Genomic DNA, 22,976 nt, shown 5'->3' with positions numbered 1-22,976 from the left:
AACTGATCATCGAGAACGCGCCCAAGTCATGCAGGATGTCTTCGGCGGCAATGGTTTCCCGGCGGATACGGCTTTCAGCGAAGGCCACGTCTTCGGCAATGCTCGGGTCCAGGTGATGGCAAACCATCAGCATGTCGAGGTGTTCGTCGATGGTGTTGCGGGTGAACGGGCGTGTCGGGTTGGTTGAGCTTGGCAGCACGTTGGTTAGGCCACAGGCTTTAATAATGTCCGGGGCATGCCCACCGCCCGCACCCTCGGTGTGATAGGTGTGGATAGTGCGACCCTTGAACGCGGCCAAGGTGGTTTCGACAAAGCCCGACTCGTTCAGGGTGTCGCTGTGAATCGCCACTTGCACGTCGTACAGGTCGGCCACGCTCAGGCAGTTGTCGATGGACGCGGGCGTGGTGCCCCAGTCTTCGTGCAACTTTAGGCCGATGGCACCGGCTTCTACCTGCTCAATCAGCGGTTGCGTCAAGCTGGCGTTGCCTTTACCGGTAAAGCCCATGTTCATGGGGAACGAGTCGGCGGCTTGCAGCATGCGCGCCATGTGCCACGGGCCGGGGGTGCAGGTGGTGGCGTTGGAACCCGTGGCGGGGCCGGTGCCGCCACCGATCATGGTGGTCACGCCGCTGTTCAGCGCTTCCTCGATCTGCTGGGGGCAGATGAAGTGAATATGAGTGTCGATCCCACCTGCGGTGAGGATCATGCCTTCACCGGCGATCACTTCGGTGCTGGCGCCGATGGCAATGGTCACATTGGGCTGAATGTCCGGGTTACCGGCTTTGCCGATGGCATGGATGCGGCCGTTTTTGAGGCCTACGTCGGCTTTGACGATGCCCCAGTGATCGATGATCAGCGCGTTGGTGATCAATGTGTCGACCACGTCGGCGGCGAGCAATTGGCTCTGGCCCATGCCATCACGAATCACCTTGCCGCCGCCAAACTTCACTTCTTCACCGTAGGTGGTGAAATCTTGCTCGACCTCGATCCACAACTCGGTGTCGGCCAAACGGACCTTGTCACCCACAGTAGGGCCGAACATATCGGCATAAGCCTGGCGGGAAATTTTCATGTCACATTCCTAAGCGTTAAGTCAAACCTGTAGGAGCGAGCTTGCTCCTACAGTTTGTGATCAATCCAGATTCCCCATCACTCGCCCGGCAAAGCCGAACACGCGCCGCAGCCCTGCCAGTTCCACCAGCTCTACTTCGCGGGTTTGCCCAGGCTCGAAGCGCACGGCGGTGCCCGCCGGGATATTCAAGCGCATGCCTCGGCTTTCCCCGCGCTCGAACATCAGCGCGTCGTTAGTCTCAAAAAAGTGATAGTGCGAACCCACCTGAATGGGCCGGTCGCCGCGGTTTGACACGCTGAGCGTGTGGGTACGGCGACCGACGTTGAGTTCGATCTCGCCCGCTTCAATCCGGTATTGGCCTGGAATCATTGCGGCTCACTCAAGGTTTTGAAGTAGATGGCCGTGGGGGCATACGCGCCGTTGGGGCTTTGGCAATAATTGGGTAGTTCGCCGACACGGGTGTAGCCCAGCGCACTGTAGAAGTTTTCGGCGGGCGAACCGGCCTCGGTGTCGAGGTGCAGCAGGCCGCGCTTTTGCTTGCGCGCGCCTTGCTCCAACGCGTGGATCAGCACCTGGCCCAGGCCACGGCGTCGAGCCTCGTTGAGCACTAACAGCTTTTGCACTTCAGCACGGTTCAGGCCGTTGGCCTTTTGGCACAGCACCAACTGCACGCTGGCCAGCACGCGTTGATCTTCCATCAGCACCCACAGCAGCAGGTTGCCGAGTGCCAGTTGGGTGTGAACTTCGTCGAAATAGCGATTGGCCTGAGGCGCGTCAAGATCGTCCATAAAGCCGACCGAAGCTCCGTGCTGCACCGCGTCGAGCAGCAGCACGAGCAAGCCTTCGCGGTACTGCGCGAAGGTGGCTGCGCTGACTTGAATCACCTGTTCAGCAGTCATTATGGGCGCTCCTGAGGTGGCAACGCGCCGGGCTTAAGCATCAGTTGCATAAAGGTCAGGTCCAGCCAATTGCCAAACTTGATGCCGACTTGCGGCATGTGCCCACTGGTGACGAAGCCCAAGCGCTTGTGCACATGAATCGACGCGGCATTGCCGCTTTCGATGGCGGCAACCATCACGTGCTTATTGCAAACTTTGGCGCGCTCAATCAGTGCAGCCAATAATTGCGGGCCGAGGCGTTTGCCGCGTTGCTCGGGGTGCACGTACACCGAGTGTTCAACGGTATGGCGGAAACCTTCAAAGGGCCGCCAGTCACCAAACGAGGCATAGCCCAAAGCGACATCAGCGTGGTCGACGATCACCAAAATCGGATAGCCCTGCGCTTGGCGCGCGTCGAACCATTGTTGGCGGTTATCCAGATCGACGGTTTGCTCGTTCCAGATGGCCAGCGTGTTCAGCACCGCATCGTTATAAATCTCGCGAATCGCTGGCAGATCGGCTGGTACGGCATCACGAATAACGTAAGTCATGAAGCGGCCTCAGGCGATGGGTTGGTGAACAGTGACCAGCTTGGTGCCATCCGGGAAAGTGGCTTCGACTTGGATGTCGGGGATCATTTCCGGGATGCCTTCCATCACTTGATCGCGGGCGAGCAGAGTGGTGCCGTAGTGCATCAATTCAGCCACGGTGCGGCCATCGCGGGCGCCTTCGAGCAGGGCGGCCGAGATAAAGGCGATAGTTTCCGGGTAATTGAGCTTCACGCCTCGTGCCAGGCGCCGCTCAGCCAACAGGCCAGCGGTGAAGATCATCATCTTGTCTTTTTCGCGTGGAGTCAGGTCCATGGTGGGTCCGTGTTCAAAAAGTTTAAAAAATGAAACGTGCCCGTAGGAGCTGTCGAAGGCTGCGATCTTATAAAAGATCAAAAGATCGCAGCCTTCGGCAGCTCCTAGGGGATGGGTGTTAGGTACTCCAAATTCTCGGTGCAAGTGCCTCGCGACCCAGCAGCGCCGGGCGCAATAAGCGCCATAACTCAATCAGCCAAGCCCGTGCCTGCAAGGCTTCAGTGGCCAGGCAACGCGCCACCAACAGACCCGGTAATTGGGTTAAATCCCCGCGCACCGGGTTCGGCAGGCTGCGGCAGGTGTGCAGTAGTTCAGTACTGATTTCACCGGTGACCAGTAAGGTCGCAAAGACAGGGTGACCGTCTAACCCGATGGGCGAATCCAGCAAACCATCATCGCCGACAATGCGCTGACGCTCATGCCAGAGCAATTGGCCGTCACGGCGAATATCCAACCGTGATTGAAAATGCCCGCATTCAAAGCGCTCACCGCTGGCCATTCGGCCTAGCGCCACCATGTCCCAGTAAAACAACCGTGCATCGCCTTGCAGTTCGATCTGGGTGCTGAGTTCGGCTTGGGCGGCGCTGAAGACGATGGTTTCTTGAGGTAGCCACTCCAAGGTTGCGCCAGCGGCCACGCTGAGTTCGACGGTTTGGTAAGCCGGACCTGCGGCGCGATACCACTTAGCCGCGCCGGGGCTGGTCAGTTGCGCCCAGGCATCGGGGCCGACATGGGCGTTAATGTGCAGCCGATCCCCGCCCGCGATCCCGCCGGGCGGATGGACAATGATGTGCTGGCATACCTCGGGGCCTTCGGCGTACAGGTGCTTTTGCACCCGTAATGGGCCAAGGTGACGGCGCAGGGTCGGGCGCGTGCTGTCGCCAAAGCGCCCATAACCCAGCGCAAGCTCGGCATGCCAGCTGGGGGTGTACAGCGCAGTGTTGGCAGGCAGGTTCATATGTAGGGCCCTTGAAAGAGTGCCAGATTAAATCGTCACCAGGCCGCGCACACCTTCTGTTTGCATATTTTCGCCACGGCCTTGCTGCACGATTTCGCCGCGCGACATCACGATGTAGTGATCAGCTAATTCCTCAGCAAAGTCGTAGAACTGTTCCACCAGCAAAATGGCCATGTCGCCGCGAGCCGCGAGCATCTTGATGACCGCGCCGATTTCTTTGATCACCGACGGCTGAATGCCTTCGGTGGGTTCGTCGAGGATCAGCAGGCGCGGACGGCTGGCCAGCGCGCGGCCAATGGCCAGTTGTTGTTGCTGCCCGCCGGACAAATCGCCACCACGCCGGTGTTTCATTTGCAGCAGCACCGGGAACAGCTCGTAGATGAAGGCGGGCACTTCGCGGGCTTCGGCGCCGGGGAAGCGTGACAGCCCCATCAGCAGGTTTTCTTCCACTGTCAGGCGCCCGAAAATCTCCCGCCCCTGTGGCACGTAAGCAATGCCGGCGTGAACGCGCTGGTTAGGCTTGAGCGTGGTGATAGGTTTACCTTCCCAAGTCACCGCGCCTTCTTTGACCGGCAACAAGCCCATCAGGCACTTGAGCAGCGTGGTTTTACCCACGCCATTTCGACCTAGCAGGCAGGTGACCTCACCGACTTTGACCTCAAACGACAGGCCACGCAGGATATGACTGCCGCCGTAGAACTGGTGAAGCTTTTCGACTTGAAGCATGTTCGGACTCCTCAATACCCTTGTGGAGCTGCCGAAGGCTGCGATCTTTTAAGATCAAAAGATCGCAGCCTTCGGCAGCTCCTACAGAGGGTTTTGTTCTAACGACCTAGGTAGACTTCAATGACCCGTTCATCGGCCTGCACGTGTTCCAGCGAGCCTTCGGCCAGCACGCTGCCTTGGTGCAAGACGGTGACGTGGTCGGCAATTGAGCCAACAAAGCCCATGTCGTGTTCCACCACCATCAACGAATGCTTACCCGCCAGGCTTTTGAACAGCTCGGCGGTGAACTCGGTTTCGGCGTCGGTCATGCCTGCCACCGGCTCGTCCAGCAATAGCAGTTGTGGGTCTTGCATCAGTAGCATGCCGATCTCTAAAAACTGCTTCTGCCCGTGGGACAGCAACCCCGCAGGACGTTGCGCCGAGCTGATAAGACGCAGGGTGTGCAGGACTTGCGCAATGCGGTCTTTCTGCTCGCCGGTGAGGGTGGCGCGCAAACTGGCCCACACCGATTTGTCGGTTTTTTGCGCCAGCTCTAGGTTTTCAAACACGCTCAAGGCTTCAAATACGGTGGGTTTTTGAAACTTGCGGCCAATCCCGGCTTGGGCAATTTGCACTTCGCTCATGTGTCGCAAGTCCAGGGTTTCTCCGAACCAAGCCTGACCTTCGGTGGGTCGGGTTTTGCCGGTGATGACGTCCATCATCGTGGTTTTACCGGCACCGTTAGGGCCAATGATGCAGCGCAACTCCCCCACGCCGATGTACAGATTGAGGTTGTTCAGCGCCTTGAAGCCGTCGAAGCTGACGCTGATGTCTTCCAGGGTCAGGATCGTCCCGTGACGGGTGTTCAGGCCCTTGCCGGCGGCGTTGCCCAGGCCAATGGCCTCGCGGCTGCTGCCCGCATCCGGGACAGGTTCGAGCATTACATTCCTCATTGTTCGCCCCTTTTTTTCAGCAAACCGATGATGCCTTTGGGCAAGTACAGGGTGACGACGATAAACAGCGCCCCGAGGAAGAACAGCCAATATTCAGGGAAGGCCACGGTGAACCAGCTTTTCATACCGTTGACCACGCCTGCGCCGAGCAGCGGCCCGATAAGCGTGCCACGCCCGCCCAGGGCGACCCAAACCGCCGCCTCGATGGAGTTGGTCGGGGACATTTCGCCGGGGTTGATGATGCCCACTTGCGGCACGTACAACGCCCCGGCCAAGCCGCACAGCACCGCGCTGAGTACCCACACGAAGAGCTTGAAGCCTCGCGGGTCGTAGCCGCAGAACATCAGGCGGTTTTCCGCGTCGCGCAGGGCGGTCAGCACGCGCCCAAACTTGCTCCGCGCCAGACGCCAGCCCACAAACAGGCTCGTTACCAGCAACAGCACCGTGGCCAAGAACAGCACCGCCCGAGTGCCGGGCTCGGTGATGCCGAAACCCAGAATGCTGCGAAAGTTGGTGAAACCGTTGTTGCCGCCAAACCCGGTTTCGTTGCGGAAGAACAGCAGCATTCCGGCGAAGGTCAGTGCTTGGGTCATGATCGAGAAATACACGCCCTTGATCCGCGAGCGGAACGCGAAAAAGCCAAACACCAGCGCCAACAAACCGGGTGCTAGCACGACTAGACACATCGCCCACCAGAAGTGATCGGTGCCGATCCAGTACCACGGCAATTCAGTCCACGACAAAAAGGTCATAAACGCGGGCAGTTCATCCCCCGAGGCTTGTCGCATCAGGTACATGCCCATGGCGTAGCCGCCCAGCGCGAAGAACAAGCCGTGGCCCAGTGACAGCAGCCCGGCGTAACCCCAGACCAAATCCAGCGCCAGGGCGACGATGGCATAGCAGAGGATCTTGCCCACCAAGGTCAGGGTGTACGCCGACACTTGAAACGGGCTGTCAGCTGGGAGCAGCGAGAGCAGCGGCAAGGCCAGTAGCCCCAGCAAGATGAGGCCACCCACCAGTGCGGTGACGGCAGGGCCGGCTTTTTGTGTCGCGGTAATCATCAGTGGCTGATTCATCAGTCGATCACCCGTCCTTTAAGCGCGAAGAGACCTTGCGGGCGCTTCTGGATAAACAGAATGATCAGCCCCAGAATCAGGATTTTGCCGAGCACGGCGCCGATCTGTGGTTCAAGAATTTTGTTCGCGATGCCCAGCCCGAAAGCCGCGTACACGGTGCCAGCCAGTTGGCCGACGCCGCCCAGCACCACCACCAGAAATGAGTCGATGATGTAGCCCTGGCCCAAGTCTGGGCCAACGTTGCCGATCTGGCTTAGAGCCACGCCACCCAGCCCAGCAATGCCGGAGCCGAGGCCGAAGGCGAGCATGTCCACCCGCCCGGTGGGCACGCCGCAGCAGGCGGCCATGTTGCGGTTTTGAGTGACCGCACGTACGTTCAAACCGAGGCGGGTTTTGTTCAGTAGCAGCCAGGTCAGTACGACCACGGCCAAGGCGAAGACGATGATGACCAAGCGGTTGTACGGCAGCACCAGATTGGGCAGCACTTGCAGCCCGCCCGAAAGCCAAGCCGGGTTAGCGACTTCGACGTTCTGCGCGCCGAACAACATCCGCACCAGTTGGATCAGGATCAGGCTGATGCCCCACGTGGCGAGCAGGGTTTCCAGTGGGCGACCGTACAGATGACGAATGATGGTGCGCTCCAGAACCATACCGATGGCGGCGGTGACGAAGAACGCCACCGGTAAGGCGAGCAACGGGTAGAACTCGATGGCATCGGGGGCGAAGCGCTGAAACAGCAGTTGCACACAATAGGTCGAGTAGGCGCCGATCATCAGCATCTCGCCGTGGGCCATGTTAATCACCCCCAACAAACCGAAAGTGATGGCCAGGCCGAGTGCCGCGAGCAACAGAATCGAGCCTAGCGACAAGCCGCTGAAGGCTTGGCCCAACAGGTCGCCGATCAGCAGTTTGCGTTTGACCTGGGCCAGGCTGGTTTCCGTGGCAGTGCGCACAATCTGGTCGGTTTCGACGTCCGGTTGCAGCAGGTTTTCAAGACGGGTTCGGGCCAGCGGCTCGCCGGTTTCACCGAGCAGGCGTACTGCGCTTAAGCGCACCGTCGGGTTGGGATCGGCCAGTTGCAGGTTAGCCAGTGCCAGGCTTAATGCGGTATGCACATCGCTGTCAGTCTCTTCGGCCAGTTGCTGGTCGAGGAATTTAAGCTGCGCCGGTTTGGCGGATTTTTGCAGCTGTTGGGCGGCACCGAGGCGCAGTTTCGGGTCGGCGGCCAGCAGTTGATGGCTGGCCAGCGCGGTTTCGACTAGACCGCGCAGACGGTTGTTCAGGCGCAAGGTTTTGACGTGGCCGTCGACGGTGATTTGGCCTTGTTGCAGGCTGTTGATCAGCTCAACGCGGGCGGGTACAGGCTGTGCAGCCCAGCGTTCGAGTAACTGCGCTTGCGCGGAGTTATTGGCGGCTGCGAACTCGCTGGCGTCATCGGCATATGCGCCCAATGGCAGCAGCAACACGAGTGCGCAGATAAAGCGGTAAAGGGCAGTGGGCATAGCAAGTGTCCCTGTTCAAGGGGGATACGCATCAGCAATGGCGCGCAAATGTCCCCGTAGGAGCTGCCGAAGGCTGCGATCTTTCCGATCAGAAGATCGCAGCCTTCGTGCCTCGGCAGCTCCTACAGAGAGCTTCTTAGGGCTTTAGTTACCTTTCACCGGGGAGTCCGGTTTTTTGTCATTGCCAGGAATGTAGGGGCTCCACGGCTGGGCGCGGATCGGCTCTTGGGTCTGCCAGACCACGTTGAACTGGCCGTCGTCTTGGATCTCGCCAATCATCACCGGCTTGTGCAGGTGGTGGTTGGTCTTGTCCATGGTCAGGGTGTAGCCCGACGGCGCGGCGAAGGTCTGGCCGGCCATGGCTTCGCGGACTTTATCAACCTCGGTGGACTTGGCTTTTTCCGCCGCCTGCGCCCACATGTGAATGCCGACGTAGGTGGCCTCCATTGGGTCATTGGTGACGGCTTTGTCAGCGCCCGGCAAGTTGTGGGCCTTGGCGTAGGCTTTCCAGTCATCCACAAACTTTTTGTTGACCGGGTTCTCTACAGACTCGAAGTAGTTCCAAGCGGCCAAGTTGCCCACCAACGGCTTGGTGTCGATACCGCGCAGCTCTTCTTCACCGACCGAGAAGGCCACTACCGGCACATCGGTGGCTTTCAAGCCTTGGTTGGCCAGCTCTTTATAGAACGGCACGTTGGAGTCGCCGTTCACGGTGGAGATCACCGCGGTTTTGCCGCCTGCCGAGAACTTTTTGATGTTGGACACGATGGTTTGGTAATCGCTATGACCAAACGGGGTGTACACCTCCTGAATGTCCTTGTCGGCCACCCCTTTGGAATGCAAGTAGGCACGCAGGATCTTGTTGGTGGTGCGCGGGTACACGTAGTCGGTGCCCAGCAACACGAAGCGTTTGGCGCTGCCGCCGTCTTCGCTCATCAAATATTCAACGGCAGGGATTGCTTGCTGGTTAGGCGCTGCGCCGGTGTAGAACACGTTAGGCGACATTTCTTCGCCTTCGTATTGCACCGGATAGAACAACAGACCGTTGAGTTCTTCAAACACCGGCAGTACTGACTTGCGCGATACCGAAGTCCAGCAGCCGAACACCACTGCGACCTTGTCCTGGGTCAGCAACTGGCGGGCTTTTTCGGCGAACAGCGGCCAGTTCGACGCCGGGTCGACCACCACCGCTTCGAGCATCTTGCCGTTAACACCGCCTTTGGCGTTGATCTCGTCAATGGTCATCAAGGCCATGTCTTTGAGCGACGTTTCGGAGATCGCCATGGTCCCGGACAACGAATGCAGAATCCCGACCTTGATGGTTTCGGCAGCTTGCACCGTCCAGGTCAGGCCCATGGCAGCGATGGATGCTGAAAGGGTGAAAGCTTTGATCAGGCTACGACGCTTCATGGTGCGATCTCCAGAGTTCTGATGGTTGGCGAGCCAATACCTGCACTGACAAGGGCATAAGCAAGGGTTGTGCCGAAATGCTGAAAGACGTCTTGTGCGCAGAGTTGGGGCGGGCTTGCGCGCGGTAGTGCACCATTGGAGGTCTTGAAGATGATCTGCGGGCACTCATGGGCCCCGTGTTGGTGCTTTAGCAGGTCGGCGGCGGTCCGGTAAATAGTTACCACCGCCATAAAGAGAAAGGTCCTGATGATGATGCTCAAGCGCAACGCCGTTGCGTGAACAGTTCAGAGCCAGGAGATTTTTGATGACAAGCTTTTTTACTTCCCGTTTCGAGCGTGCCGCAGGCGCGACCCAAATGACGTTACCGCAGTTAAGCCCTGGGTTCCCTTATGCCGATGATGCCGCTCGATATGCCCATGAGCTGATTGGCGACAAACGAGATGTTGAGTATGGGGGGGTGATATTACGCCGCGCTGACGGACAGTTTTTTGCCACACAGCCTGTTAAAGGGGCAAGCAGGATGTTCAGCCCTCATTTGGTGATGTCCAGCGATGCACACGGCAATCTGCTGCACCCTGATGGCTACACCTGTTATGCCTTTTATCACTCCCATCCCAACAGCGCCGATGAAATCAGCAAAGCCTTCCCGACGTGGTCAAGTGAGGCGGTGACGACGTCGATGAATTTTTTTTCGCCGCCTGATGTTGTATTTGCCATCGGTATGCGTGGCTTTGCGGCTGCCGCTTATTTATCGGGCCTCAATGGCTCGCTGATCAAATATGTCCCTAGCGGCTCGGCAGATGAAGAGGCTGTGAGGGTGGCGTTTGCCCGTGCGTTGGATCGAAAAAAACCCATGATTGATTACATTCGCTCAGTGGCCGCAGTGGGCGAACTCAGCGTTATTCAATCCAACGAAATCTGGGGGTGGAAGGTCGGCAAGTTAGGCGCGGATGTTGATATTTATAATCTTTCCTCGCCTGTTCAGACGATCAGCAAAAAAGTCCAGCAGCCCGCTTACAGCCCTTTTTTTGCATCCAGTCTAGACGCCGTGAAGTTCGCGCGGTTACGGCTTTATCAACAGCCTGAACGGCAATATGGCTACATCCTTAAAGTCCGGAATAAGGAGCAGTACCTGGCAACAGAACCGGTTTTGGGAACCGCGTCTACGTTCGATCCCAAGAACATTTTCAAAAAAAACGCTGCCGGCGCTCTGATCCTTCCTCGCGATCTTGATGTTGTTGCGTTGTATTACTGTGACAGCTTGTATCACGACCCCGATCACCTGCCTGCAGAACAGACTCAAGTCTATAAACGCTTTATCAATCCCAATGCGTTGGCGTCTGGCGTTATGTTTTCACTGGCTTTGCGCTTTGGTCGCGATGTACCGCCTTTGCCGTTGTACATCACGGTCCGTGACGGTGCCCTGTTGGAGTATCAGCCTTCCAGCACCATGGCCGAAGAGCCATTTACGCGCCAACTGAGTGCTGCCGAGGGCGTGGGGCTGGAGATCAAACGCGACCTTCTCGACGGTCATGTATCACCTACCACCTACATACAACGCCTGGCTCAAATGGGTGAGCTGAAGGTGATGTATCACAGCGATCTCTGGGGGCGAGTGGGCAAGGTGAGGGCTGACTGGGCACCCTACGCGCATTTGCGCCGTCGGGCCTTGAGCCCTTTATTTATTACGGCTGAAGACGCAGCGCGGTATGTGCACAAAAAAATAAAGCAGTCCCCCGTCGGGGAGCACATTTTTGGAGGGCTCATTTTTCAGCGGCTTGATAAACGCTTCGTGGCCACCGAGCCTTTGGCCGGGCGTAGTGAAACCTTTGATCCAAATGGTGTCATCCCTCGGGAGCGGCTGGATTTGACGCCCAATGGCGCCAGCATCGTGGGCTTCTACCATTCCCATCGTGCGCCGCCCTCTATGCTGTCCCCTCCAGGCGATGAGCAGAAGCTTTATCACAACATGCTTGAGCCGCATGAGGTGTATAGCGCGATCCAGGATCGAGACTGGGCGGCCTCTCGCTTTCTTTCGACGTCGCAAGGCGCGTTATTGAAATATGTGCCTAGCGGCTCAGTGCTTGAAAAAAAATTTACGCCACGAATAGCTCCACCCACGGATCATCCTGAAAACGTGCGGCATAACACGTTGCAATTAAAATTGCGCAACAACACGCTCAAACCGACGGCGTATGTTGCGCAGATTGTACGAACAGGTGATCTCTATGTCGTGGAGGGCAGTGCTCTGTGGGGCAATCCGGGCAAGGTCGACACCTCTTGGAGACCTTCACCGACACCCGTTGCCGTGTCTCAGGCGACTGAGCAACCTGAGTACAGCCCTGTCTTTTCTCAAGAAGAGGATGCCGTGCGTTATGCCCATCAGCACATGGGGGCCCGCACGAAACGACAATTGGGTTTCATCTTGAAATGCACCCACAGCCAAGAGTATGTCGCAACGATGCCGGTGGAGGATGGCCCTCTTTCGCTGGACAGGTTTTTCCCGCGGGCGTTGGCGGCGAAAAACAATACGCTGCCGGCCGAGTTCGTGTTTCATGCGGTTTATTTGGGAGCACCGGCGAAGCTGTTTGCATCCCCCAAAGACTCTGAAAATGTTCGTAATCTCAATACTCTGCTTGCGTTCGTCACGCCTGTGGACCTTGCCGATGCATTGGCGCTGGTCGCCATGATCAAACAGCAAATAGGCGCCTTTACGGGGGACGTCCCTGTTTATATTTCAACCAATGACGGCGCTTTGTTGAGTTATACGCCTTTAAATTTGGCTAGCGAATTAAACGGCGGAGTGTTTGATGGCTCAGGCAAAGTGTTGCTTTCGCAGATGCGGGCGGGACACTTGCATGTTACGGAGTATGTTCACCGGATCGCCGCGAGTGGTCGGTTGAACGTGCTGATTAAAAGCCCCGTGTGGAATGCTTTAGGGCAAGTGACCTCTACATTTGTGCCTTACCGGGCCGCTGCGCCGTTACCGGTTCCGAGCTCCAGAGGTTTTGTGTTAGGCCCGGTATTTGCCCATGCCGATGATGCTGCGCGCTATGCCCATTTGAAAATCGTAGGGCCTGTTCGTGTGAATGCCGTTGCAGGTATTTTGCAAAAGTCCGACTACAACACCTATGTGGCCATAGAGCCGATTGCGGATGGCGAGGTGGCCAATGCACCGGAAACCATTCTGTTTACACACAAACATGTTGACGGACAGTTGCACCCGGTGCCGATCTTCCCTTCTGGTTATTCACGCACAAGCTTGTTGTTTTCCCGCACTGCCACCCGCGAGGCGGGTTATAGCGATCTGGAGAACGAGGTGTTGAACAATATGTTCTGGCCTGTTGATATCTGCTACGCCACCAGTCTCTTAAAAACCTATGATGCCGATAACAGCTTCAGCGTGATCTATCACTCGACCCGTGACGGCGCGTTACTGAAGTACGTGCGGGGCACCGCGATGGGGACGCGACAACTCTGCCAGCCTGTCAGCGGTGCGAATCTCACCTATGAAGGCTACTTTGTTGAAAATAACCAACCGGACCGAACCACACGGAGTGAGTCCACCGAGACGCTTCCCGCCGCTAAACCCTCTGAGCTCTTGAACCGCGTACTCAACAGCGGACAGTTAAGCGTAGTGGTGGTCAGCCGGTTGTGGCCGACCAAGGGCGATGTGGATAACAGTCTGACGATTACCCGTTCTGCTGTGCCACAGGTCGATTGGGATGATCCAGCCGTGGTGCAGATGGCTCCAGTAAATGGTGAAAGTGTCTCCTCCATCCCTTGGCATGACGAGTTGTAACGTTTTCCCATCTAATAACGGGTGACCACAGCAATGCGGTCACCCGTGAGGTGTAAGCAGGTGTGTGGAGCGATCAAGTCATGCATGGGCAGAGCGTTTGGAGCGTTATGGAAAAGCCTGCGATTTAATGTTTGAAGGGCCAATAGCTAAATAATTACCACCGGCGCGCACCTTACACCGTGAAGGATTGAGCAACGTCGAGCCTGTGCCGACTTCAACTCAATCAAGGAACTGAGCGCCCATGGATCCTGCCTACGAAATCCCTCAATTAACGTTTCCCGCTAATGTCACTGGCCATTTGCCGACATTGGGTCCGTCTTTTGTGAACCCTGATGATGCTGCGCGATTTGCCCATGAACTGATAGGCGATCATCGTGATATGGAATATCGCGGGGTTATTTTGAAAACTCCGCAAGGCCGTTATGTGCCCTCGAGACCTGAGAAATCTGACGAGAGCAAAAGCAGTTACATGCAGTTCATGTCGACCAACGCCAAGGGCGAGCTCCTGCACCCGGCTGGATACACGTGTTACGCGTTCTACAGTTCGCGCTTGCACCGGCTCGCCATCGAGCAAACCTCTTTTGAGGGGTTGACCAAAGATGAAGTGAACTACGTGGCTAATTTTTTTCTGCCCGAAGATTTACATGATGTGTGGGGGGTGGTTAGTTTTGCGCCGGTCCATTATTTGTCAGGGTTCAATGGTTCGTTGCTCAAGGTTGTGGCCAGTGGGGCGTCTGATGAAAACACACTCCGTCAAGTGCTCATTCAGGCCTTGGAAGACAGTGACGTCCACGTCAAAATGCTTTCGTACCTCAAACAGGTCAGTGCCACATTGAAGGTCAGCGTGGTCCAGTCTGCTGACGTGTGGGCTGGGCACGTCGGGCGGCTTACCCCTGAGTTCTTTGAAACCACCCGCCAGCCAAGTGTGGTCGAAGGTGTGATTGTCCAGCGCCCGGCTTTGGGACCGTTGCTGGACAGTGAGCAACTGGCGCTTGAATATGCTCTGTCTCGCATCAAGGCGATTACCGACCCACATTACGGATTTATTCTCAAAAGTACCGCGAGTGACACATTCATCGTTTCGCAACCCGTGACGGGCACGATGGATTTTGACCTTGCGCGAGCATTCCCCGCGGGCAGTGATGGCCATCCTGAGCTGCCTGCGCAGTTTGCTGTCTTCGCGTTGTACGGCAGTGACGGTGAGTACCGTGATCCAGCGCTTATCCCGAAGGATATGCCTTCGGTGTATAAAAACTTTTTGCATATTGAGTCACTCAACGAGGCGCTATTGAAAGCCCAAGAGCTGACCCCGGCTGGCCGGACGCAAGCGTTGCCTCTCTACATTGCGGCGCGTGACGGGGCGCTGTTGAAGTACGTGTCCCGGTTCTCTCACGTAGAAAAAACCCTGTTTGCACGGTTACCGAGAAGCAAGGGGGGCGATATTGAGGTCTTGCACAACGTGTTATCGGGTGTTGAAAAAATCGATGCTGTGATCCACTCATTGGCACACGGCGGCGAACTTGAAGTGCTGCGCGGCAGTGATGTCTGGGGGCGGGAAGGAAAAGTCCTTTCAACTTGGCAACCGTTTGAAGGCTTTATGCGTCGTACCTTGAGCCCGGTCTTTCTTGAAATGGACGATGCCGCGCGTTATGCCCATGAGCAGGTTGCACGCCGGACAGATTTCACCTACGGCGGGCTGATCCTGCGGCGTGATGACAACCGCTATGTCGCTACCGAGCCATTGGCGGTTACTACTGAAACCTTTGACTCATCGGTGGTGTTTCCTCCCGAGATGACCGCTCTTGTTCCGTGGGGCAGTCAAGTGATCGCGACTTATCACACACACCGCTCCCAGCCATTACAACTATGGCGCACGGCACATGAAGAACAGCTCAATCGCAACATGTTTGAGCCTCATGAACTGCGTACAGCCTTGCTTGAGCGTGTAGGAAGTGCCCGCTACTTCTCGGCGCAGGATGGCGCACTGCTTAAGTACACGCTCTCGGGTGCAGACCTGGAAAAGAAATTTCTGCCGCGAGTCTCGCCACCTGAGGCGCACCCTGAGCAGGTGTACAACAACTCAATGCGCATTAAACAGCGCACCGGCGCTTTGAAACCTAGCGAGTATGTGAGCCAAGTAGCCCGCGTGGGCGACTTGAGGGTGGTGGTCGCCAGCCCGTTGTGGGGCGAGCGGGGCGAAATCAAGCCTGACTGGAAGCCGGCACAAGCACCTGAAACAGTCTACGAGGCTCGTCTGCAACCCGCGTTGACGCCTTTGTTCACACAGGCCCTGGCTGCCGTGCGTTATGTGCACGAGCGAATGGGTGATCGGGCCAAGGCTCAGTTCGGGGTGATTCTCAAAAGCCTGAACAGCGATCATTACATGGCCACAGAGCCGCTGCCTGCGCGTAATGCTTTATTGGGGCAGATTTTCCCACGGCCTTTCGGTTCCCAGAATTACAGCTTGCCTGAAGGGTTTGTGTTGGATTCGGTCTATATGGCTACGCCCAAAGAGCCTGTTGCACGAGTGTCTGATGACGTTTATGCCGATTTTATTGCCCCGACAGACATGGTGAATCTTGCCGTGCTGTCGAGCACTGTTCGCGATAAGACACCCGGGCGTCATGATTATCCACAGATGTTTATCTCTACCCGCCATGGGGCGTTGCTGAGTTATCGCGCTGATAACCTCAACACGGTGTTGGACCTGGACAGTCAGTGGGGGCCTAACACGTCAGTTCTGGAACTGTTGAACGCCAATACGCTGCGCTCCCCGGATTACGTGCGCAAAGTAGCGGCCAGCGGGCAGTTGGAAGTCCTCTTGACCGATAACCTCTGGGCAACGCCGGGACGCGTCACAACGGCATGGCGTCCGTATGCGCTGGAGATAGCCGCCACGACTGGCACGGCTCCCAATGTGCCTGCATTGGGGCCGGTCTTCAGCCATATCGATGACGCGGCCCTCTATAGTCATCGCAAAATCCAGCGTCCCCACACAAGTGATGTCGTCGGGGCAGTGTTTTTCTCGTCCACGACCCACTGTTACGTTCCGCTGGAACCTGTCACCAACGGCGTAGCAGCCAAGGCTCAAGACACGATTTTCCTCAATGCCTTGTTCGAGCGGGCAACCAGTCAGTTACGCCCCTTACCGATGTTACCGGGGGGGTATAGCCCAATCGCGGTCTACTATGCGCGTTGCCCGGTAAGGCCAAATCTGGCGAGGCCGCAGCAGCGTAACTGGGTCGATCACACGTTTTGGCCGGTGGATATCTGCTTTATGACCAAGAGCCTCAGACGTCTAGAGTTTTCACTCAACATAGCCTTTGCATCAGGCAATGACGGCTCTTTATTAAAGTATGTGGGGCGTGCGGGTGCAGCGGAAGATGACTTGTGTGAACTGATCTCGGGTTACGACTATTGGGAAAACCAGTATTTGAATCAGGACTGGGTCGAAAAAGGCCAGGAAACGGAGCGTGAATACATCGGCAAATTGGTCAAAGCCGGGGAGTTGGTGGTGGTTGAACCGGGTGAAAAATGGTCTCGCGTTGGCTGGATAACGGCCGATTGGAAAGGGCACGAGCCGGTAAAGGTCAGCCGGCAAGTGCCGTGGCTGCGCTCGCCATCAACGGTCATTAAAGATGAACTCTGACAGTGGCCGTAAGGTTGCGGCTGCGTAACTAAGTACCGCATCTGTATGAGGTGTGAAGGGGACGATAAGTGTCATTGCGTTAAATCGCCCCCTTCATACAGGACGTACACCATGCCAGAGTCAACCGCTGTCCGATCTTTACTTCGGGCTCCTTCTAATGTGCAACTGACGCTACCGCCCTTGAGCCCGCCTTTTCAACACTTGGACGACGCTGCGCGCTTCGCTCATGAACTGATTGGAGATCGCAAGGAGGTTGCCTACAGTGGCTGCATCCTGCAGGCGAGAAATGGCCAGTTTTTTGCGACACGGCCGGTCAAGAATGAAAGCGTTTATTTTGAGCCTTGGCTCTTTTTATCCACAGACGCTAACGGTCAGTTGATACACCCGGACGATTACACCTGCTGTGCTTTTTATCATTCGCGCGGCGCAGATTATGAGAAGCTCCCGGGTGACCTTTTAGGGCACCCTGAAGAAGCCGCCACGCGTTTTGACTTCTTTCTCTCGCCCGATATGTACATCATGCTGAGTCTCAGCCCGTTTGCCCCTATCAGCTATTTGTCGGGTTTGAACGGCTCATTGATCAAGTATCAATGCAGCGGGTCCGAGCGGGAGAAACGGCTGTACGAAAAACTGGCGGATGCGGTAGAAAAGCGGGCGCCACCTTTCGTTTCTGCCGAGTTGGCCATCCGCGAGCTGGCCAGTGCCGGTGCGTTGAGCGTCATTCAGTCCACAGAGGTCTGGCACTCAAAGACCGGGCCGGTCGACGCGACGTTCGCGAGGTACGTTGCATCTGAGGCGCTGGATATTGAGCGTGTCATCATTAATCGTCCTGCTTTTAGTCCTGTCCTGACCAGCGAAGAGCAAACCCTGGACTACATGCTGTCCCGCATCAAGCAGACGTGCGATAGCAATTACGGGTTTATCCTGCGCAATGCGGGAACTGATCAGTTTTTGATCACTCAGCCGGTGACCGGGTTAATGGATTTTTTCCTGTTGCGTGCGCTTTCGCCACAGGACGCCGCAGACCTGGTACTGCCCGACGGTTTTGAAATCATCGCGGTATATGGCTGCGAAGCTGAACATCACGCTGCGGATCAAGTCCCCGGTGTTCAGAGCTTGTTATTCAAAAACTTTATCCATCCCCAATCGCTGAAAAACGCGGTCGATATCGCCTTGGAACTGGGCTTTCGTACCGATCACCGTTCGCTCCCTGTTTATATCGCGACTCGCGACGGGGCGTTGTTGAAGTATGTTTCGGTGTTATCGGCCGACGAGCAAAAGCTCTTTGCTCTACTGCCGCCTGACGAGGGCGGGGAGATGGAGCTGGCCAGAAACGTGATGGCCGACGTTGAGCCCACCCTGTCTTACATCCAGTTAGTGGCGAATGCCGGTGAGTTAAGTGTGCTCCGTACCAGTGCCCAATGGAGCACGATTGGCCGGGTCAACTCGCACTGGGTGCCGTACAAACACGCCGGAGCGTTGTCATTAAGCCCGGATTTTCTGGATGCTGATCAGGCCGCCCGCTATGCCCATGAAAGGATTGCACGGCGAGTCAATGCGGTGTATGGCGGGCTGGTATATCGACGGCCGGACGGGCGTTTTTTTGCGACGCTGCCGGTGGCCATGTTTAGTGAAAGGTTTGACCCAGAAAATTTGCTGGTGCCACCTCTGATTTCAGGCATTGCTGCTGACTGCGCACTGGTCGCTTTTTATCAGTCGCCCCGTGTTTACCCGTTGCAGCTGTGGCGCCCAGAGGTGGAAGAACAATTGAGTCGCAACATGATCCCTCCCCACGTGCTTTTTGAGGCGCTCAAGATGCCCCAGGGTGTCATGACGCATTATTTTTCAGCCCAAGACGGCGCCCTATTGAAGTACACGGTCAGCCAAAGCGAGACAGAGGATCAGTTGAAGATTCATTTATCGCCCCCGGCTCAACAGCGACAAAAAGTTAAAGCCAATACGCTACAGATGCGGTTCAGAGCCAATACGTTGAGCCCTGAGGTTTATGTGCTCGACGTCGCGCGCGCAGGGCGTCTGGAGGTTGTGGTCGCGAGCCCTCTGTGGGGGCCTCGTGGCCGTGTCACACAGGCCTGGAAACCACAACCGCCGCTTCAGTGGCGCGGGCCTGTGGTGGGGCCGATTTACAGTCAGATTTTTACCCGCGAGACAGATGCCATGCGTTATGCCCACGAAAATATGGGTGAGCGTGAGACGCGCCAGAGCGGATATGTCTTGCAAAGTTTAAGGGGGACGGAATTTGTCGTTGCAGAGCCGGTGAATGCCAAAGGCTATACGCGTTACGGTGATTATTTGTTATCGCCAGAAGCGCACCTCGGTGCACTTCCACCAGGTTTTTACCCAAGCGCCTTTTACCTGGCCGCTCCTAAAAAGCCCGCAACGCAGGTGAGCGATCAGGTGTATGCCAATTTCTTTTCTCCAAAGGATTTGGGCGCAATGCTCGGCAAGCTGCACGGGACTGCTCCCAGTACTTCAACTGAGCCGGTCTATCCATTGTTATACCTCTCGACCCGTGATGGTGCGCTGTTGAGTTACCGCACCAGTGTGTGGTCGCAAGAGATGGAAAGTCAGATGTTCAGGGAGTCTGGCCAGGTTCTGCTGGATTCATTAAAGGCTAACCAGATGAGCGCTCGGGATTATGTGCGCCATGTGGCCTCTATCGGCGATCTTGAGGTCATCGTCACCAGCGCGCAGTGGTCGATAGCCGGGCCCGTTTTAAAGACCTGGGAGCCTGCGGCCGTTCCTGATGTTGCGCCTACGGCACCGACCAAGGATGAGCTGTAAACCTGTCAACGCTGCTTGCGCATCAACCCGATAAAGAACAAACCGCCTATTGCAGCAGTGGCCACGCCGATAGGCAGGTCTTCGGGGGCGATCAAGGTGCGCGCTGCCACGTCGACCCACACCAGAAACACGCTGCCGAGCAGGGCGCAGACGGGCAGTAAACGTCGATGCTCTGCGCCCACCAAGCGGCGGGCGATGTGCGGGATCATCAGGCCGACAAAGCCGATCGAACCGCTGATGGCCACCAGTACGCCGGTCATCAGCGAGGCGATCAAAAAAACCTTGAGCCGCACATTGCGTGCATTAAGGCCCAGGGTGACAGCGGTTTGTTCGCCCGCCATCAAGGCGTTGAGCGGGCGGGCCATGCCCAGCAGAAACACCAAGCCTGTGACTACCACCAAACTCGGTATCGCCAGCAGTTCCCAACGCGCTAACCCCAAGCCTCCGAGCATCCAGAACAGCACAGCGGAACTGGCGCGATGGTCGCCCATAAACAGTAGGGTATTGGCCACGGCCATCATCACGAAAGACACGGCCACGCCGCACAACAGCAGGCGGTCGCTGTCCAGGCGCCCTTGTCGGCTGGCGATGGCCAGTACCAGCAGCATGCTCAGCAGGGCGCCGATAAAGGCTGCGATCGGCAAGGTCAGCAGGCCGACGATTTCGCCCACGTGCAACACCACAATCACTGCGCCCAAGGTGGCGCCGCTGGTCACACCGAGCAAATGCGGGTCGGCCAGCGGGTTGCGGGTCACGGCTTGTAATACCGCACCAATCAGCGCAAGGCCCGCACCCACCAACGCCCCAAGCAACATGCGCGGTACGCGGATCAGCCACACGATATGTTCCTGCCCGGCGCTCCAGCGCACTTCGCCCATGCCGAACACTTTATTCAGCAGGATGTGCCACACCACTTCCACGGGCACTCGGGCGGGACCAAAACCCAGTGACACCACGCACGACACCAGCAGCAAGGCGCCAAGGCCCATCAAGAGCAGGGCATAGCGGCGAGCCATCATTGTGCGTGGAACCCGTTGGCCAGGGTTTCGATGGCCTGCACGTTGTCGATCCCCGGCGTGGCTTGTACATACGGGATGACGATAAAGCGTTTGTGTTTGATCGCATCGACCGATTGCAGGGCTGGGTTGGTTTCAAGAAAGTGCTGTTTTTGCTCGGCGGTGACTTCGCTGTAGTCGACGATCACGATGACTTGCGGGTTGCGCTCGACCACGGTTTCCCAGTTGATGCGGGTCCAACTGGCGTCGATGTCGCTAAGAATGTCATCACCGCCAGCGGCTTCAATCAGCGCGTGGGGGATGCCCAGCTTGCCCGACGTCATGGCCCGGTCTTCGCCGCTGTCATACAGGAACACACGGGGCTTAGTGGCGGGCAAGGTCTTTTGCACGTCGGCGATCTTGGCCTGCATCTGTGCGATCAGCGTATTGGCGCGGTCTTGCACGTCGAAGATTTTGCCGAGGTTTAGCAGATCGTTGTAGGTGTCTTGCATGCTCGCCGCAGGGCGTTTCATCACAAAGGCGCACGACTCGGTTAATTCATACACGTTGATGCCCAGCGGGGTCAGCGTTTGCGGCGTAAGGTCGCCGCCCACACGCATGCCGTAATCCCAACCGGCGAAGAAGAAGTCAACGTTGGCATTGAGCAACGTTTCAACCGATGGGTACTTGCTGGCCAGCTCCGGCAGACCCTCGAGAATGGCCTTCATTTGCGGGGTGACTGACTTCCAGCCACTGATGCCGCTGTACCCGGCCATGCGCGACTTGAGGCCCAAGGTGAGCATCATCTGGGTCATGTTGATGTCATGGCTGACCGCGTGTTTGGGGGCTTCATTGAAGGTCACGTCGCGGTTGCAGCTTTTAATCGTCAGCGGGTATTGGGTGGCGTCAGCGCAGGCCAATTGGGCGCCGAATAAAGCGCTGAAGCACAGCACGAGGTGGATCAGCTTCATGGGTGGGTTATCCAAGTAATGCGCGGGTAGCCAGCCAGCGGATGGTCATCGACTAATGCGTCGACACCAAACACGTTGCGTAGCAATTCGACGGTTAACACCTCGCGCGGGGTGCCGCTGGCGATGATCGTGCCGTGGTTGATCACATACAAACGGTCGCAAAAAGCGGCGGCCAGATTGAGGTCATGGATGCTGGCCAGAGTGCCGATGTTTAGGCGCTTGACCAATTGCAACAACTCCAGCTGATAGCGTGGGTCGAGGTGATTGGTGGGCTCGTCGAGGATCAGCAGTTCAGGTTGCTGCGCCAAGGCGCGAGCCAGGATCACGCGCTGTTTTTCACCGCCCGAGAGAGTTGCGAAGGCGTGGTCTTCAAAGCCTTGCAGGCCGACGGATTCGAGGGCGTTTTTTGCCAGCTCACGATCAGCATGGGTGTCACCGTCGAACAGCCCTTTATGCGGGGTACGGCCCATGGCGACCACTTCATCAACGGTCAGGCCAAAAGCATCAGGGAACTCTTGCAGCACCACGGCGATGCGCTGGGCACACCAGCGCGGTGATTGTTGCCACAGGGAGTGCGAACCGAGATGCACCTCGCCCGCCTCGGGCTTGCTAAAGCGATAGGCGCAGCGCAACAAGCTGGTTTTGCCGCTGCCGTTAGGCCCGATCAACCCCACAAACTCACCGGCGGCGACGTGCAAATTGGCATCGCGCAGCGTGAACTGGTGATGGCAATGGCCGTGGCCCAAGGGTGTCCAGGCGAGTTTTGTGAGAGTGAGATTGCTCATTCATTTACCGATCAATCCTGTAGGCGCGAGCTTGCTCGCGATCTTTTAAACGATCAAAAGATCGCGAGACAAGCTCGCTCCTACAGGTCATGTGTTGTGCTTAAAAGGTGTAATCCGCCGTGACAAAGGCCGACCGCGGTTCACCCATGATCCATTGTTGGCCGTCATTGTATTGGCTTAAGGCGTATTGGCGGTTGAACAAATTGTTCAGGCGCAGGCCGAGGGTGGTTTTAGGCAGGGCTTTCCAGCTCACGGTGGCATCCACCACGGTATAGCTTGGCAGCACGGCGGTGTTGGCCAGGTCGGCGTATCGCGCATCGACATAACGCACACCAGCGCCCGCGTTGACGTCATCAGTCAGCGCTTTGCTCAACCACAGGTTGGCGGTACGGCGCGGGACTTCGGCAGGGCGATTGCCTTTGAGCGACACGCCGCCTTGATCGAATTTGTCGTATTGCGCACGGACAATGGCGGCGTTGGCCTGGAGCTGCCAGCGGTGTGGCAGTTGCAGATCAAGGCTGGCTTCCAGGCCTCTGGAGGATTGCTCCCCGATTT

The 22,976-nt window shown here is 57.1% G+C and carries 19 protein-coding genes; 3 read left to right on the top strand and 16 right to left on the bottom strand.

Going from position 1 to position 22,976, the window contains the following annotated elements:
* The 12 genes from AQS70_RS19990 to AQS70_RS19935 all read right to left on the bottom strand — a co-directional run.
* On the bottom strand, positions 1-1,072 hold a 1,072-nt coding region (locus AQS70_RS19990; RefSeq protein ID WP_156355240.1), incomplete at its 3' end, for an urease subunit alpha.
* A 60-nt stretch (positions 1,073-1,132) separates the two neighbouring features.
* Positions 1,133-1,441 (bottom strand): urease subunit beta, encoded by a 309-nt coding sequence (locus AQS70_RS19985; RefSeq protein ID WP_055104475.1) that lies wholly within the window; start codon positions 1,439-1,441, stop codon positions 1,133-1,135.
* Positions 1,438-1,971 (bottom strand): GNAT family N-acetyltransferase, encoded by a 534-nt coding sequence (locus AQS70_RS19980; protein ID WP_055104474.1) that lies wholly within the window; start codon positions 1,969-1,971, stop codon positions 1,438-1,440. Before AQS70_RS19980 ends, AQS70_RS19985 begins: the two co-directional genes overlap by 4 nt.
* A complete protein-coding gene (locus AQS70_RS19975) occupies positions 1,971-2,501 on the bottom strand; it encodes a GNAT family N-acetyltransferase (RefSeq protein WP_055104473.1) in 531 nt (176 codons plus the stop codon). The genes AQS70_RS19980 and AQS70_RS19975 overlap by 1 nt, the downstream gene beginning before the upstream one ends.
* A 9-nt stretch (positions 2,502-2,510) precedes the next feature.
* Positions 2,511-2,813: an urease subunit gamma gene (gene ureA / locus AQS70_RS19970; RefSeq protein ID WP_055104476.1), complete on the bottom strand. Its 303-nt coding sequence runs from the start codon at positions 2,811-2,813 to the stop codon at positions 2,511-2,513.
* A gap of 118 nt (positions 2,814-2,931) precedes the next feature.
* Entirely contained in the window at positions 2,932-3,771 is an 840-nt protein-coding gene (locus AQS70_RS19965) for an urease accessory protein UreD (protein ID WP_055104472.1), read from the bottom strand.
* 27 nt (positions 3,772-3,798) lie between these two features.
* Positions 3,799-4,497, bottom strand: a complete 699-nt coding sequence (urtE, locus tag AQS70_RS19960; RefSeq protein WP_055104471.1) for an urea ABC transporter ATP-binding subunit UrtE — start codon at positions 4,495-4,497, stop codon at positions 3,799-3,801.
* 98 nt (positions 4,498-4,595) lie between these two features.
* Positions 4,596-5,417 (bottom strand): urea ABC transporter ATP-binding protein UrtD, encoded by an 822-nt coding sequence (urtD, locus tag AQS70_RS19955; RefSeq protein WP_420912361.1) that lies wholly within the window; start codon positions 5,415-5,417, stop codon positions 4,596-4,598.
* Positions 5,418-5,425: 8 nt separating this feature from the next.
* Positions 5,426-6,505 carry an urea ABC transporter permease subunit UrtC gene (urtC, locus tag AQS70_RS19950; protein ID WP_055104469.1) on the bottom strand — a complete coding sequence of 360 codons (1,080 nt, stop codon included), beginning with the start codon at positions 6,503-6,505 and terminating at the stop codon, positions 5,426-5,428.
* Entirely contained in the window at positions 6,505-8,007 is a 1,503-nt protein-coding gene (gene urtB, locus AQS70_RS19945) for an urea ABC transporter permease subunit UrtB (RefSeq protein ID WP_055104468.1), read from the bottom strand. The genes urtC and urtB overlap by 1 nt, the downstream gene beginning before the upstream one ends.
* Before the next feature lie 144 nt (positions 8,008-8,151).
* Complete coding sequence (urtA, locus tag AQS70_RS19940; protein ID WP_055104467.1) at positions 8,152-9,417, bottom strand: urea ABC transporter substrate-binding protein; 1,266 nt, start codon at positions 9,415-9,417, stop codon at positions 8,152-8,154.
* Positions 9,414-9,677 carry a hypothetical protein gene (locus tag AQS70_RS19935; protein WP_156355238.1) on the bottom strand — a complete coding sequence of 88 codons (264 nt, stop codon included), beginning with the start codon at positions 9,675-9,677 and terminating at the stop codon, positions 9,414-9,416. Before AQS70_RS19935 ends, urtA begins: the two co-directional genes overlap by 4 nt.
* A 44-nt stretch (positions 9,678-9,721) precedes the next feature.
* Between AQS70_RS19935 and AQS70_RS19930 the strand changes: the two genes are divergently transcribed.
* From AQS70_RS19930 to AQS70_RS19920, 3 genes are all read left to right on the top strand, one after another.
* Complete coding sequence (locus AQS70_RS19930; protein WP_055104465.1) at positions 9,722-13,219, top strand: DUF4329 domain-containing protein; 3,498 nt, start codon at positions 9,722-9,724, stop codon at positions 13,217-13,219.
* A gap of 241 nt (positions 13,220-13,460) precedes the next feature.
* Positions 13,461-16,868 carry a DUF4329 domain-containing protein gene (locus AQS70_RS19925; RefSeq protein ID WP_055104464.1) on the top strand — a complete coding sequence of 1,136 codons (3,408 nt, stop codon included), beginning with the start codon at positions 13,461-13,463 and terminating at the stop codon, positions 16,866-16,868.
* Positions 16,869-16,979: 111 nt separating this feature from the next.
* Positions 16,980-19,670 (top strand): DUF4329 domain-containing protein, encoded by a 2,691-nt coding sequence (locus AQS70_RS19920; RefSeq protein ID WP_055104463.1) that lies wholly within the window; start codon positions 16,980-16,982, stop codon positions 19,668-19,670.
* Positions 19,671-19,675: 5 nt separating this feature from the next.
* Here AQS70_RS19920 and AQS70_RS19915 read toward each other — a convergent pair whose 3' ends face one another.
* From AQS70_RS19915 to AQS70_RS19900, 4 genes are all read right to left on the bottom strand, one after another.
* Positions 19,676-20,689: a FecCD family ABC transporter permease gene (locus AQS70_RS19915; RefSeq protein WP_055104462.1), complete on the bottom strand. Its 1,014-nt coding sequence runs from the start codon at positions 20,687-20,689 to the stop codon at positions 19,676-19,678.
* Entirely contained in the window at positions 20,686-21,636 is a 951-nt protein-coding gene (locus AQS70_RS19910) for an ABC transporter substrate-binding protein (RefSeq protein WP_055104461.1), read from the bottom strand. Before AQS70_RS19910 ends, AQS70_RS19915 begins: the two co-directional genes overlap by 4 nt.
* Entirely contained in the window at positions 21,633-22,421 is a 789-nt protein-coding gene (locus AQS70_RS19905; RefSeq protein ID WP_055104460.1) for an ABC transporter ATP-binding protein, read from the bottom strand. The genes AQS70_RS19910 and AQS70_RS19905 overlap by 4 nt, the downstream gene beginning before the upstream one ends.
* Positions 22,422-22,521: 100 nt before the next feature.
* On the bottom strand, positions 22,522-22,976 hold a 455-nt coding region (locus AQS70_RS19900), incomplete at its 5' end, for a TonB-dependent receptor domain-containing protein (RefSeq protein WP_156355234.1).

The organism is Pseudomonas endophytica, from assembly GCF_001411475.1.
GTDB classification, from domain to species: Bacteria; Pseudomonadota; Gammaproteobacteria; order Pseudomonadales; family Pseudomonadaceae; genus Aquipseudomonas; species Aquipseudomonas endophytica.
The sequence above is the reverse complement of the archived record's forward strand: the minus strand, read 5'-3'. Positions and strand labels throughout refer to the sequence as shown.